The organism is Vibrio sp. 10N.261.46.A3 (genome assembly GCF_041472995.1).
GTDB lineage: Bacteria > Pseudomonadota > Gammaproteobacteria > Enterobacterales > Vibrionaceae > Vibrio > Vibrio coralliirubri.
The window spans coordinates 75938-90969 of record NZ_JBFRRH010000067.1; the positions used below are offsets into that span (position 1 = coordinate 75938).

13 protein-coding genes are annotated in these 15032 nt (G+C 43.5%); 7 read left to right on the forward strand and 6 right to left on the reverse strand.

The annotated features are described in order from the left end of the window. Positions 1-68 precede the first annotated feature (68 nt). Positions 69-1493, forward strand: coding sequence for a methyl-accepting chemotaxis protein (locus AB4484_RS15950; protein WP_061038308.1), 1425 nt, complete (start codon positions 69-71; stop codon positions 1491-1493). Positions 1494-1900: 407 nt separating this feature from the next. On the opposite strand, the gene AB4484_RS15955 is transcribed toward AB4484_RS15950, so the two are convergent. The 3 genes from AB4484_RS15955 to AB4484_RS15965 form a co-directional block, all read right to left on the reverse strand. Next, positions 1901-2626, reverse strand: a complete 726-nt coding sequence (locus AB4484_RS15955; protein WP_048612527.1) for an HAD-IA family hydrolase — start codon at positions 2624-2626, stop codon at positions 1901-1903. 303 nt (positions 2627-2929) lie between these two features. Next, positions 2930-4738 carry an HD domain-containing phosphohydrolase gene (locus AB4484_RS15960; protein WP_372079179.1) on the reverse strand — a complete coding sequence of 603 codons (1809 nt, stop codon included), beginning with the start codon at positions 4736-4738 and terminating at the stop codon, positions 2930-2932. A 60-nt stretch (positions 4739-4798) separates the two neighbouring features. Next, complete coding sequence (locus tag AB4484_RS15965; protein ID WP_372079181.1) at positions 4799-5293, reverse strand: hypothetical protein; 495 nt, start codon at positions 5291-5293, stop codon at positions 4799-4801. A 248-nt stretch (positions 5294-5541) separates the two neighbouring features. Between AB4484_RS15965 and AB4484_RS15970 the strand changes: the two genes are divergently transcribed. From AB4484_RS15970 to AB4484_RS15985, 4 genes are all read left to right on the forward strand, one after another. Next, positions 5542-6018, forward strand: a complete 477-nt coding sequence (locus tag AB4484_RS15970) for a CreA family protein (protein WP_017059837.1) — start codon at positions 5542-5544, stop codon at positions 6016-6018. Between the two features lie 128 nt (positions 6019-6146). Beyond that, positions 6147-7451 carry an inosine/guanosine kinase gene (locus tag AB4484_RS15975; protein ID WP_017069885.1) on the forward strand — a complete coding sequence of 435 codons (1305 nt, stop codon included), beginning with the start codon at positions 6147-6149 and terminating at the stop codon, positions 7449-7451. Between the two features lie 294 nt (positions 7452-7745). Beyond that, complete coding sequence (locus tag AB4484_RS15980) at positions 7746-9494, forward strand: formate--tetrahydrofolate ligase (protein ID WP_372079183.1); 1749 nt, start codon at positions 7746-7748, stop codon at positions 9492-9494. A gap of 237 nt (positions 9495-9731) precedes the next feature. Then, a complete protein-coding gene (locus tag AB4484_RS15985) occupies positions 9732-11636 on the forward strand; it encodes a GGDEF domain-containing protein (protein WP_372079186.1) in 1905 nt (634 codons plus the stop codon). Between the two features lie 63 nt (positions 11637-11699). Here AB4484_RS15985 and AB4484_RS15990 read toward each other — a convergent pair whose 3' ends face one another. After that, entirely contained in the window at positions 11700-12305 is a 606-nt protein-coding gene (locus AB4484_RS15990) for a beta-phosphoglucomutase family hydrolase (protein ID WP_372079279.1), read from the reverse strand. A gap of 87 nt (positions 12306-12392) precedes the next feature. Between AB4484_RS15990 and arfB the strand changes: the two genes are divergently transcribed. Beyond that, positions 12393-12803: an alternative ribosome rescue aminoacyl-tRNA hydrolase ArfB gene (arfB, locus tag AB4484_RS15995; RefSeq protein ID WP_017059842.1), complete on the forward strand. Its 411-nt coding sequence runs from the start codon at positions 12393-12395 to the stop codon at positions 12801-12803. Between the two features lie 93 nt (positions 12804-12896). Here arfB and AB4484_RS16000 read toward each other — a convergent pair whose 3' ends face one another. Continuing rightward, positions 12897-13214 carry a helix-turn-helix transcriptional regulator gene (locus AB4484_RS16000; protein ID WP_050644849.1) on the reverse strand — a complete coding sequence of 106 codons (318 nt, stop codon included), beginning with the start codon at positions 13212-13214 and terminating at the stop codon, positions 12897-12899. 201 nt (positions 13215-13415) lie between these two features. Between AB4484_RS16000 and AB4484_RS16005 the strand changes: the two genes are divergently transcribed. Next, positions 13416-13742, forward strand: coding sequence for a hypothetical protein (locus AB4484_RS16005; RefSeq protein WP_372079188.1), 327 nt, complete (start codon positions 13416-13418; stop codon positions 13740-13742). A gap of 87 nt (positions 13743-13829) precedes the next feature. On the opposite strand, the gene AB4484_RS16010 is transcribed toward AB4484_RS16005, so the two are convergent. Next, positions 13830-14891 carry a trypsin-like serine protease gene (locus AB4484_RS16010; protein ID WP_372079190.1) on the reverse strand — a complete coding sequence of 354 codons (1062 nt, stop codon included), beginning with the start codon at positions 14889-14891 and terminating at the stop codon, positions 13830-13832. Positions 14892-15032 lie beyond the last annotated feature (141 nt).

The window sequence follows — 15032 nt, forward strand, 5'->3', positions numbered from 1 at the left end:
TTGAGGTCACGTTTTTATTGAGGTCGGTTATTTAGAGTCCACGGTAAAGGATTTACCGTGGAGTTTTTATGAAAGAAGTACAATTTCGAACGATAGACAAACTGTTTATCAAGATGTCGATCAACGACAAGTTTTGGGTCATTTTCTTAATCTTTTTTGCCGCTCTGGCAAGCCTAGCTGGACTGAACTACGTCAACAAAATGGAACACATTGACGTAACGGCAAAACAGCAGGTCGAGTATCAACTGCAAGGCATTTTATCAGCATCAGATTCCCCTGCTTCTGTTCGCTCTGTTAGCCAGCAAACTCGCGCTCAACAAACCACTATTTCAAACAATGGTTCGGTGACTGCCACAGCACTCGCACAAGATGGCAACTACTACTCACTTACCATTTCAACTAACGATATACAGAATCAAAAGCAGCAAGCACTTTACACTTTATTACTGAGCTTTTTGTGGTGTGTGCCTTTTGGTCTTTTCTGTTACTGGGTAGCGACTTTCCTAGGCGGCGCACTTTGGGTTCTTTATTCAACGACTCAAAAGATTGGTGATGGTGACTTAACATCACGCCTTGGCTTCCACCCTGGCCGTGACGAGTTCGGCACGATTGGTTGTGCGCTTGACCGTTCAATGGACACGCTTAGTGAGTTAGTCAACAACGTAAACCACAGTGCAGCAACGCTAAGTGAAACGTCGGCTTCTTTCGAAACAGAGATGAAGCGCAGCGAAACACAAATCATGAGCCAAAACGCCTCTCTAGACTCTGTAGCGACAGCAATGGATCAGATGACAGCTTCGGCAAATGAAGTCTCTAACATCTCTGCACGCTCAACTGAACAAACTGAACAAGACGCGCAGCAAATCAACGATAGCCACGCGAAGGTTCAACAGGCAATCTCGGAAATCACCACCCTTTCTTCTTTGATTGAGCAAACCTCATCTTCTGTTACTAGCTTGAATGTGAATACGAGCCAAATTAACGAGGTCATCACGACGATCAATGCTATTTCAGAGCAAACTAACTTACTTGCTTTGAATGCCGCGATTGAAGCCGCTCGTGCGGGCGAACAAGGCCGTGGTTTCGCTGTTGTTGCTGATGAAGTAAGAACACTTGCAAGCCGCACTCAGTCGGCTACAGTAGAAATCCAAGCGATGATTGAACGCTTACAGCAAGAGAGCCAAAATATCGCGAAGATCACCGAACAGACGGTTGACCAAGCGCAAACTAGTAGCCAGTTGATTTCAAACATTGGTCACGACGTAAACTCGATTGCAGATTCAGCTCAAGCACTAATGGACATGAGTATCCAAATCGCAACATCAGCCGATGAGCAAAGTAATGTTGCCAATACGATTGCAGCAGAACTTAATGATATTCGCAGCCAATCCGATGTGATTAAAGACGTGGCTCAGAATTCGTCAAATGGCGTATCTAGGCTAACAGAAGCGTCGGTTTCTCTGTCTCAAACGTTGGCACGCTACCGCACTTAAGACTCAACTGGCGAACTAGCGGCGTGAATTGAAAACAAAATTAATGAGGACTCGTAAAGGGTCCTTTTTTTGGTTTTTGTTTAATAACATTACAAGAGGCATGGTCAATAACGATGACATTATCAATTACCATGAAGCAAGTCGCAAAGGAGAGATTAAGAAGTGTCAGAACTGTCTAATATTCGAGCTTAGGAGTAATCTAATTGAACGGGTCTTTTTTCGCTTACCCTCTTGCTGCAGGTGACACATAATGAATAAAACAGAAACACCAAACACCGACGACATTACATGCCCTTTATGCCAACACGACGAGTATCTGCTTTCAGAAAGTGGAGAGAAGTTTACTTGTGCATCTTGCGGTTTCCATACCAAACAATTTAGTAAGGTAGTCAGCCTCCAACTAAGCTCTACCCCACCAAAGCTGCAGAATTCGATATACCACCATTTGAGCAGTGCTTGCCATTAATCCAAACTGAAATTTCTTCTAAACTGTAGATATCCTGAGCCGCGAGTTCTGCTGAGTCGGCTTCGGGATCTACGATTGCTTCATCAATACTCGGGCGTAATCGAAACGATTGGATACCCGCGCGAACACCAGCCTCAATCCCTTTCAACGTATCATCCACGTAGATGCACTCATTCGGTAGAAAGCCCATGTTCATGGCCGTGTACATGATTAGATCAGGCTCTGGCTTCCAACTATTAGCATCAAAAGCCGAGAACACTTTGCCTTTGAAGTCGTCAAGCATGCCTGTCATCGCCAATGAAGATTCAACTCTAGATTTCGGTGCATTGGAAGCGATACAAAACTCGATGTCTTGTTGTTTGAGAAATTCAATAAGTTCGATAGCGCCGTCCATCGGTTTTAAATGACGCTGGAACAGTGCTTCTAATTCAGTGCGGTATAACGGCTCAAGTGTATCAATCGAGATAGATAGCCCAAGACGTTCTTGTGTATCCATTAAGATGTCGGCTAGCTTCCCGCCTTGAAAGTGCGCATAACAGTCGTTGACGTTTAACTCTGCCCCAAAGCCAGTGAAAACGTTCACCAAAGCTTGGCAGCACAGCTTTTCACTATCGATAAGTGTTCCGTCACAATCGAAAATCACACATTTAGTCTGCTCTAACCGCATAGGTATCTCACTCAGATTGAATCCAAGTTTTATCCTATAGTGTTCTTTCAATGCGCGAGATGATTGAGGTAACAGTTTGCAGATACAGGCTTATTTCTCTTCGCGAAATATGGGGTTGATCACTTTATCGCTCGGCATAAGCAACAGTTTTCATCAAATTAGCCCAGATTCTACGAAATCAAATACTGCGAGGTTTACATAAGCGACTTAATTTCAGGGGAAAATATAAATCACTACTTTCTAGCCGGATCGCGATGAATAGATAAAAAACAAGACTTATAGACTACTCAGATAAAGCAACGGTTAGCTAACAACTGACTCTTCTAGTACTTTAGCTTCAAGCGAAGGTGAAGACGCATATTCCACAGTTTCAGTATCGGGATACGAATCTCGGATAGCGACAAACTCGGGTAAGTGTTTCAGTAGCAATTTAGTCAGCTGAGGATCAAACTGGTAGCCACACTCTCGCTCAAACAAATCGACTACCATCTCTAATGGCCACGGTTCTTTGTAGCAACGCGCACTAAGCAGCGCATCAAATACATCGGCTACGGCGGTGATACGAGCAAACAGGTGTATTTCATCACCCACTTTGCCATTCGGGTATCCAGCACCATCCCAACGCTCGTGATGTTCGTTAGCAATGATTGCTGCGAGGTTGGTAATATCACCCGCTCCGCTCTTTAGTAAGTTATAGCCAGCCGTAGTATGAAGCTTCATCACCTCCCACTCTTGGTCGGTTAATTTCCCAGGTTTGTCCAAGATTGATTCAGGGACTGAAATCTTACCCACATCGTGCATTGGGCTGATGATCTCAATCATCTCGACTTCACGATGGCTCAAGCCACGATACTTCGCTAGCAATGCAGACAACTTGGCTACACGCTTAACGTGATTACCTGTTTCGCCAGAGCGGGTTTCAATCGCTTCACCGAGAACATGAATCATATCCTTTTGGATATTCAAGGTCTGTTTCTGAAGCTTTAAGATTCGTTTGTTCTTATTCGCCAACTCTTTCTTTTGGCGCAGAGTAACGAATTGCATCAAGATGATCAGGCTCAAACCCGCAATCACCATCGACAGCCCTAATAACAACTGGAAGTTTTTACGAATAAAGGATGAAGGCTCATTAATGAAAACCGCTTCGTCAGGTAACGCGTTTGCACTAATCCCGTATCGCTTCATTGCAGGGTAATTGAATACAAAACGTTTGTTGTCTCCGGGAGTTAACGGTGTCGTAAAACCCAGAGGAAGGTATTTATCCAACGCATCGACAGCCTCTTCACCCATGCTTTGTGAGTGATTAACGTAGCCACCGAGTACATCACCCGAAATATAGAACTGCCACAAAGCAAACACCGGAGCAGCACTCGCTTTTGACAACGTATCCGCAATCTCTTGGTAAGTGTGGTAAACCCCTTGCTTCAACTCGGTGTTGTAATGACTGAGTAATACCGCATCGTCCGCAGAGATCCCTTCCAAAAATTGGCTTGTATGTTCAAGCGACAAATCGCGAATTTCTACGAGATTGATATTTGGAAACTCAGCCATCATTCTGTTCATTTCTTTATGAATCAGCTCAGACGTGACACTGTAATCATTTACAAAATAGAGATTCTTTAGATTAGGTCTTAATTTGGAGATCAGCTTAATATTAACGTCTATCTGATCGTTCTCATAAAGCACGGTTGCTCTGTCAGACACCGCATACATGTCGGTACTGAAATCATTGATGCCAGCAGCAACGACAGGTGTGGAGCGATCAATCAAATTAGGCAGAGATTCCAGGAAATTGGCCGCGTTATCGTCCGTCGCAATGACGCCATCAAACTTATAACCTGCATATTTCGCACGTAAGTAGTTCGCGAGAGAGGCGTAGTACTCTGGGCTGTGGACACGCTTTGAATCCAAATACTCGATTGAGAGTTTAACTTCGGTTTGAGATTGGTTGAACGCACTGTCTATCCCTTTTTGGAAGTCAGCAGTCCATTGGTAAGAAGGTTCGTATGAGTGTAAAACTAGGATGCGCTTTATATCCCAGTCGTTAGCAACGCTGAGTGAAGAATAAGCGCTAACACACAATACAGCGATTGATATCAATAGCTTGTACATACAATACCCTTTAAATAAGACGGGGTATTGTACTTAGATTAACGCTTTGTCAAAGAATCTTTAGTTCTCGATCCACACTTTATCGCAAGAAGCATGATCTTGTGCCCAAAAATCGTATAACTGCTTAGCAAAGTTGTTGATACTTTGGCCACTTCCAGCAACGACATCCGAGATCAATAGGGAACCATCTGCTTCTGTGACGATAGCGCTCGCCACAACTTCACCATTTTGAGTACCAATATATAAGACATGATCGTCAGAAAGCATAATTTGGCTCAAGAACTCAAGCATGTGTGCCCTTTCCGTTTCATCTTGGTAAACGCTTGCTTGGTTAAGTGAAAATAGCACGGTCAATTTATGGAAATCGACTTTATGCAGTTCATCAATTTGGGAAGGAGTTTGATCTTGTGCTAGGAGTTGGTATGTCTTGGATGGAAGTTTGCTTTGATAAAGTTCACGACCGAGGAGGCTCTCTTTTGCGGGGTAAGCAATATCGAGCTGACTAAATAGCCATTGGTTTTTCTTGTGTGCAATTTCAGGTATTTCGTTATTCATTCTTTTAGTACCTACGGTTAGTATCCCCAAATATCGCAGTTATTTGGAAGACATACGGTCGGCTGAGGTGCCGAGCTACAAGCAGAGAGCATACAGAGCATGACCAAGGCCAACAAGTACTTTAAATGCTTCATATTTTTCATTATCCAACAACATCCTTTAAGAACTTAGCGAAAAGCTCTACACTCGTATTCAAGCTTTCAATATCCTTATAGTAAACAGAACTATATAAATAAAAAGGACTTCTTATGAAAAAAGCCTTAATAGCAGCAGGTATCGTGACAATGTTAGCAGGCTGTTCGGACAACGAGGTTGGCGACGTCTCACTGGGTTTCTTCACAATGAAGGATATCAAGATGTCTTCATTAGATGACGATAAGATCGCAGGTGTGACCTGTCATATCGCATCAATCGAAGCAAACCTTAGCCTTTCTGATCCAAGTGATAGCTCTATCTCTTGTCGTCAAACAGGTGAAATTACACCAGAAATGATTGCTCAAATAGACAAGAGTAAGTCTGGCGAAGTGGTATTCAAGCAATCGAAAAGTATCTTCTTTAAAACAATGAAGGTTCGTCGTATCTACGATGCAGAGAATCAGTCGCTGCTTTACTTGTCTTACACCACCAAAGAAACGGAAGGCAGTTTCAAACATAGCCTTTCAACCGTTCCGCTTTGGGGTACAGAGGCTTACGTAGACCCAGCAACACTTGTTCCAGCTGAATAGCCTTAAGCACAAGTAAGCCGAATCACCTGTACAGACATTGTGCAGGTGATTCAAAATGTAATAAAAATGAAAGAAACAGAAACAAAATGTGATATCATGCGGCAAAATTTTTTCACTGTATTTTTCATATGAAGTTTCCTGGACAGCGTAAATCTAAGCACTACTTTCCAACTCACGCACGTGATCCGTTGGTCAACCAAATTCAACAAACGCCTAAGCTTCACCGCGCAACGATTGTCGGTGTTGGGCAAACGATTGTTGATATCGAAGCCCGTGTTGACAACGAGTTCTTAGAAAAATACGAGCTGAGTAAAGGTCACTCACTGGTATTGGAAGAAAGTAAAGCAGATGCGCTGTATGAAGAGTTAGTTGAGCGCGGTTTGATCACGCATCAATACCCTGGCGATACTATCGGCAACACACTGCACAACTATTCCGTACTTGCAGACAGCAAATCTGTTCTGCTTGGCGTAATGTCTAAGAAGATTGAAGTTGGCTCATTTGGTTATCGTTACCTTTGCCGCACTTCTTCTCGTATGAATCTAAACCACCTTCAAACTGTTGATGGTCCAATTGGTCGTTGTTACACGCTGATTTCTGAAGATGGCGAACGTACGTTTGCAATCAACGAAGGCCATATGAACCAACTTCTTCCAGAAAGCATTCCTGAAAAAGTGTTCGAGAAAGCTTCTGCATTGGTTGTGTCGTCATACCTAATGCGTGGCAAACCTGAAGATCCGATGCCAAAAGCGGTACAAAAAGCGATTGAATACGCGAAAGCGCACAATGTGCCAGTTGTACTAACGCTTGGTACTAAGTATGTGATCGAAGGTAACGCTGAATGGTGGCAAGAATACCTGAAAGAAAACGTAACCATCGTCGCGATGAACGAAGACGAAGGTGAAGCGCTAACGGGTGAAAAAGATCCTCTATTGGCTGCTAACAAAGCACTTGAGTGGGTTGACCTAGTTCTATGTACTGCAGGCCCTATTGGTCTATACATGGCAGGTTACACTGACGAACCAGCGAAACGCGAAACCACACTGCCATTGTTACCGGGTAACATCCCTGAGTTCAATAAATACGAATTCAGCCGTGCGATGCGCAAGCAAGACTGTAAAGACCCAGTAAAAGTGTACTCTCACATTGGCCCTTACCTAGGTGGCCCACTTGAGATTAAGAATACCAATGGCGCTGGCGATGGTGCACTTTCAGCACTACTTCACGACATGGCAGCAAACAGCTACCACCACGTGAATGTACCAAACTCAGAGAAACACGAGCACACTTGTCTAACTTACTCTTCACTGTCTCAAATTTGTAAATACGCAAACCGTGTAAGCTACGAAGTGTTGACTCAGCACTCTCCTCGCCTTTCTCGTGCACTACCTGAACGCGAAGATAGCTTAGAAGAAACATACTGGGATCGTTAATCGACCATATTAGGCAGTTACCTCTTAAAGGTTAACGCCAAGTGAGATTACCCATTCCTTAAAGGGCTGCTATATGCAGCCCTTTTTGTATACAACGCCAATATAACTGCAACTCAAGGTAATCAGATCGAATATTTTGCTCGTTTAAGATTTGATCTCGCGCAATGACTCTTTAGATCTGTTATCTTCCAGCACATAATTCGTGTGGTTTGCCTTTACTTGGCAAATTTATACAGTACTATCGCCACGCAAACGTTTACGTACCACCTTTCGGTTCTGATATAAGGATCAAATATGCTGTCTGATATTGATATTTGTCGCTCTACTCCCCTTAAAAACATCAGTGAGGTTGCCAAGCAAGCTGGCCTGCACCACAACGAACATCAGCCATTAGGGCAATTCAAATCAAAAGTGTCTCTCACATCACTTGAACGCCTCGCCAACCAACAAGATGGTAAATTAGTCGTAGTCACGGCGATCACACCGACACCTCTTGGTGAAGGCAAAACCGTTACTACTATCGGATTAGCACAAGGCCTCGCAAAGATTAACCAATCTGCCATGGCTTGCATTCGTCAGCCTTCAATGGGCCCGGTATTTGGTGTAAAAGGCGGCGCAGCGGGCGGTGGTTACTCTCAAGTCGCCCCTATGGAACAATTAAACCTGCATCTGACAGGCGATATTCATGCTGTTACGGCCGCTCACAACCTCGCCTCTGCCGCCATTGATGCGCGTTTGTATCATGAACAGCGTGAAGGGTTAGTAGCCTTTGAAGCGCGCTCAGGCTTAAAAGCACTGGATATCGACCCAAGCAGAATTGTTTGGCGACGTGTACTTGACCACAATGATCGCGCATTACGCATGATCACGGTTGGCAAGAACGAAGCAGACAAAACTATTAATGGCTTTGAACGCGAAGATGGATTTGATATCTCAGCCGCTTCAGAGTTGATGGCTATCCTTGCTCTAGCCAATGACCTTCAAGATTTGAGAAAGCGAATCGGACGAGTGGTACTCGCTTACAACAAACAAGGCTTGCCGTTAACCGCAGATGACTTCAACGTCGCAGGCGCAATGACCGTAACAATGAAGGATTCTATTGAACCAACATTGATGCAAACCTTTGAAGGCGTTCCGACCCTAATTCACGCCGGGCCTTTCGCGAACATTGCACATGGTAACTCTTCAATTATTGCCGATAAAATAGCGTTAAAACTGAGTGACTTTGTCGTGACCGAAGGTGGTTTCGGCTCAGACATGGGCTTTGAGAAAGCGTGCAACATAAAAGCGAAAGCGTCGAACAAAAAGCCCGATTGCGCTGTGGTTGTCGCAACCTTACGTGGATTAAAAGCCAACTCTGGTTTATACGATTTGAGACCGGGGACTCCATTACCTGATTCAATTTTTAATGATGACCAAGACGCGCTAATTGCAGGCTTTGAGAACCTTAAATGGCACATCAACAACGTTAAGCAATACCAAGTGCCTACAGTTGTTGCGATTAACCGATTCCCACAAGACTCAGCTCAAGAGCTCGATGCTTTGAAACAGATGATCACCGACTTCGACTCAAGCGTTAGCGTTGAAGTAAGCGAAGCATTTGGTCAAGGTGGCGAAGGGGCGACTCAATTGGCTCACGCCGTGGTAAAAGCTTGCCAAAAACAGAGTGAATTTAAGCCTTTGTATCACTCAGAGCAAAGCCTAGAAGAAAAGCTAATGGCAGTTGCTGAAGTTGGTTATGGCGCGGCAAGTATTTCGCTATCTCCACTGGCTAAAAAACAACTGGCTGAATTCAAACTGCATGGCTATAGCGACCTATCGGTTTGTTTGGCAAAAACACCGCTATCGATCTCAACAGAAGCACACATTAAAGGTGCACCCACTCAATTTGACGTGCCTGTTAGAGAACTAAAATTGTGTGCTGGTGCTGGCTTTATTTACGCGTTGTGCGGCAATGTGATGACCATGCCAGGCTTGCCTGACAAACCGGCGTTCATGTCGTTAGATATTGATAGTAATGGAAATATCGTCGGCCTAAGCTAGATGCTCTTAGCTAGATAAATGGCAATTAATCGCGATTAATTTGGCTCAATTTTCAGAGCGGTGTTCTATATTGAGCAATCATTCCCTAACGAAGTGATTGCTCAATAATCAAGCCTAAGTGCAAAAAGTTGCACTAAAATCGTAGTTATATGCGAATCTTGTTTTAACTTCTGGGTAAAGATCACATTAAAAACCTTATAAAATATATAGTATTGCGCTGATTCTTTGAGGACAGTGATGAATACAAGTATAAAAAAACTAGTCAGCCAATTTCTATGTACCATCTTTGCCCTAGGACTAGTCCCTGCCCTCTACATAAACTCTGAATTCGACAGGGTTGAAGCTCAGCACACGCTAAATATCAAACAGTCCAGCCAGAACCAGATCGAATACAGCTTTCACGAACTCGCTGTTATTGTTGAGCAAATCTCTAACTCTGTTCCTTCAATAGCCGACTCTCAAACACTACTCCGAGCGATTCAAGAACCTTCTATTATCCATAAAGAAACCCTGCAAGACCTTTGGGTGATGTTAGCTCGTGGCCAAAAATACTATTCTCAGCTTCGTTATCTCGATCTAGCTGGAAACGAAGTGTTCCGCGTTAACTACAAAGACGGTAAAGCAACTGTCGTCCCAGAGAACGAACTGCAAAACAAATCCTCTCGAGATTACTACAAGATGCTACAGAAGTTAGAGATTGGCGATGTCAGCTCTAGAGGCATTGACTTAGAAATGGAAAACGGAGAAATCATCCACCCATTAACGCCGGCGCTTCGCATTATGACGCCAGTCGCTGAAGGGAATCGAATTATTGGTTACTTCATTGCGAATCTAAACATGCTTGAGATTTACAAGCGTCTTCATTACCAAATCGGAGACTCAGCTGCAGTCCCGGTCATTCTAAACAAAACTGGCCATGTCATCATGGGCCCCGACCCGGCTGAATCATTTGGACATGTTTTAGAGTCACGTTCAGACAAGACATACGCAAATCTATATCCGGCGCTTTGGAAAGACATTCAATCCAACTCTTCGTCTAGCTATTTCGATGGTAAGAACTGGTATTTCCACTCTGACATCAGCCCAAAGATAAAGCAGTTTGCAGGCCCTATTTACATGGTTCTTCACATTGAAAATCAGCATTTCAGCAGTCAATACCGACAAGAAAAACAAGCGATTGTCGTTCAGATCATCACCCTATCTTTCTTGATTTCGATGATCTCCGCTGGCTTCGTATTGTGGAACAGCAACCACAAGAAGAACAGTATCGAGAGCCAACTTGCTAAGGCTGCGATGAATGGTATGTCTGCCTTGGTGATTACCGACAGAAACAACCGAATCATCAAGGTAAACCAAGAGTTCACCCGTGTTAGTGGCTACGAGTTAGAAGACGTAAAAGGCCGCCAACCGTCCATGTTTGCTTCTGGTCGCTACAACGAAGAGTTCTACATCAAGATGTGGAGCATCATCAAACAGAAAGGCATGTGGGAAGGCGAAGTGGTTAATCGTCGTAAAGACGGGTCTTTGATTACGGAAATACTGCGAATCCAAACCATCAAAGATTCGAAAGACGTGATTCAGTTTTATGTCGCTTCATTTGTGGATATCAGTAAACACAAAGAGCTAGAAAACAAACTGAGAAACCTGAGCGAAAAAGATGCCTTAGCTGGGTGTTGGAACCGCCGTAAGTTCGATCTTGAGCTACGAGATGAGTGCTCTCGTGTGAATCGGTACCCTACTCGCGAACAGTCTTGCTTAGCGATTTTGGACATAGACCACTTCAAACGCATCAACGACAGATTTGGTCATGATTATGGTGATAGAGTCATTCAAACCGTTGCTCAGGTATTACAACGAGAGTGCCGAGAAACTGATTTTGTGGCTCGTATTGGTGGTGAAGAATTTGGCGTTATTCTGCCTCATACCACAACTGAAGAAGCCGAATATGTGCTTAACAGATTGAGAATCGCAGTCAGTATTGAGCTCGACAACGTGGTGACGGTCAGTGGCGGAATCACCAACCTGACTAACGACCCTGCTCTTAACTACAAGTGCGCCGATCTAGCACTCTACGAAGCCAAGGCAGCCGGTCGAAACAGTGTGTGCCTGTTCCTAGACAGCGAAATGAGCGAAATTGCCTAACAGAAAATCAGTATTGTTCCGCTAGGCTATCAGTTTGGCGGTTTAACAACCCAATCCTTTCAATCAGCTTGGCGCTGGATAGAACTGTAACTTGATCCCTTCTACCACCAGAATACAATCCATGTTCGCAGCATGAGCAGCCTGCTTACCTAGGTTGGTATCTTCAAACACAACACACTGCTTTGGCTGTAAACCCATACCAAAACAGGCATCTAAGAAAGTATCCGGATTTGGTTTGTGATTCTTCACATCTGTTGCTGTCACTAGGATATCGAGCTTACTCAAGATGTCTGTCTTATCCAGTAACTGTTCGGCACTTTTACGTTGACTGCCCGTTCCTACCGCAATCTTCTTATTACCCAGATGCTCTAACAGCAGAGAGTGGGTACAAGGGATAACGTCTCCTTTGTCTTCAATAGCCGCAAACGACGCCATCTTAAACGTAGAGACCGCTTGTGGATCGAGCGATAAACCGTATTTGCTGTTCACTTCACCGGCTATCTTATAACTCGGCATACCACCTAAGCTATGCAGCCAAGACGCTTCAAAATGAAAGCCAAACTCTTCAGCCGTTTGCTGCCACGCCTTTACATGTGCAGGCATTGTATCGATCAACGTACCGTCCATATCAAAGATTAGTCCTTCATATGCCGTTAAATCTATTTTCATCACTACTACCACTCTTTAATAAAGTTACTGATACCATAACCAATATTCAGTATCATGGCGCCATATTACCGTTCAAAATGGATGTTTATGTTACAAATATCTAACTCTGTTTCGATTCAAGACTGGGAACTCCAGTTAACAGCGATCAGAGCACAAGGAGCCGGCGGTCAGAACGTCAATAAAGTATCAAGCGCGATACATTTACGTTTTGATATCAAGCACTCTACCCTACCTGACTTCTATAAAGAAAAGCTTCTCGCACACAAAGATAGCCGTATCACTAAAGATGGCGTGATTATCATTAAGGCACAGCAATATAGAACGCAGGAACAAAACCGAGATGACGCTTTAGTGCGTTTGAAAGAACTTATCTTGGAAGCAACAAAAGTTCAAAAAGTGAGACGAGCGACTAAGCCAACACGTGGTTCTCAGAAAAGACGTTTAGAAAGCAAGAAACAAAGAAGCACCACCAAACAGCTGCGTGGAAGAGTGAGCTGATGGCTTCACGCGCTCATAGAACACATCACCCTAGAAATATCTGTCAATTTAACTAACGAATAGATCCATTACACTGTTTATTTGAAAGAGAGACTACTGATTCTTTTTGACCGACAAAATCAGCTTGATCAACAACAGGCGCTCTTCGCTGGTCAGCAGGCGACTGACTGCTGCTACATCTTCCGCAGTCGCTTGTGATGCACCAACAATATCAAGTACCACATCCAAATCCGTCACTTTTAAGGTTCTGGTGATTGAACGATACTGAGACATCTTGATGTCCGCTTCGCCGCGTTCAATCCGTTGATAGGTTTTTAAACTCATTCCTGCACTCGAGGCTAACTTTTCTTGAGACAAGTTGGCTTGTTTCCTACGCTCAATCAGCGCCATTATTATGGGTTCTTGTGACATAAGCTCATCCTCAAAAGACAGTTATGTCCTAAATTCAGCAAGAAGCAGACCATATTGACTTGTGATGGTTTACATAAGCCATCAAAGGCATATTATTCGCTTGATAAAAACCGTTACGTTTCATAAACCTTCACACTGATATCAGTTGTGAACGTACAGGCTAGGTAACTTGAGTATTCAAGTGTTGGGAAATTAGAAAAATTGCAAATTGCGAACAAGAAAGACGTCATATTGGAAATTGCGAATCGTTATAAAGTGGCATTTCCTTGCATTAAGCACGCATTAGAAACGGACAATACCCGCTCAGAAATTATTGCAGTGCAGCATAGGTTACTGACTTACAAAGAAGTGCTGTTGCACGGCAGTATGTTGGAAGAGAAAGAATTGAAGCAGGCCTTTTCTGCTCTGAACCAAAATGAAAAAGGTGTCGTACAAGGCGGTATTCAAAGTATTAACGACGCAGTAAAAGAGATGGATAAGATTGTCGAAAGATACAGCCGTAAAACGGTAATCGAGCTGAGTAACTAGTTCGACAAACAACTAACCAACTGTAAATCTGTAAAAGTCGACGCTATCGTTAGATAAAGCGTCGACTTGTTCAAACATTTTGAAGTTCTAACGTTTAACTGCTTTTCTAACACCAGCAATCAACATCAGCATACCTAGCAAACCAAATGAAACACTACCTCCGCTGCTGCCAGAGCCAGATGAAGTTCGCGCATTCACATAAGCTGTTCGCTTAGCGTCAGTAGAAACAAATTTAGCGGTTTCAGTTCCAGCAATTACGCTATCAATCCAGGCTTTATAGTCAAGGATTTCAGTAAATACAGATGTTACCGTAGAGTTTCCACCACATGTGTCTGGCCCAAAGCTAGTGATACCAACCTGTCTATAGTCAGTGCCATCTTTCCAATAGACTGGACCACCAGAGTCACCTTGACAAGTACCACTATAAAGACCGGTGAATACGCTATAGTCACCATTAAAACAAATTTGATTATCAGTTAATGCCGAGCCATCAATAAAAGCAGTTGCACAAGTCGCATTGTCTACATAATTAAGTGATGCTTTTTGCAATAAGGTCGTACTGTCAAAACCTGAACGTGTATCGCCATGGCCAACAGCAACGAAGTCATTAACACCAATTCGATAATCATCGTTTGAAGGACGCTTAACAACATCATTGATTGAGTCGACATTCAGTGCGCTTTCTAACTTAAGTATAGCAACGTCATTGCGTAATAGGTTGCTCAACGCATTTGAATAATCACTGCGATAGTAAACTTCGGATACACGTGCTTTTTGAATGTTACCGTTAGGAAATTGAGACGAATCTTCAAGTTGAGGGACAACAGTAGTAAACAATTGACCTTCTTCGTTACCGTAAATACAGTGTGCTGCGGTTAGAATGTGGGTCGGGTCTAAAATGGTTGCGCCGCAATAAGGGCCTGTTGAGTAAACACCATCATAATCAATACGATCAATGAACAAACTCGCCATTGAAGGGAATTCCGTCACTGAAGCATCACTACCATTCACAATATAAGGTGTTACGTTCGCGTCAGGAGAAGTTTCGACCGAGTTTTCTGTCGCCATAACACTTGATGTATAGATTAATGGCGCTAAAAGCCCAACGACGGCCTTACGAACTGGACTCATTGTATGGTTAACATTCATAGATAACTCCTTGTAACCCCTACTACTTATTTACAAAAATGATGAATCGCCACCATAACACGTCACAACCAACAGTATAGTAAGTATTTGTAACGATATGGCCACATCTCTCATTTTATAGACGCATTCTAAGCAACCGTT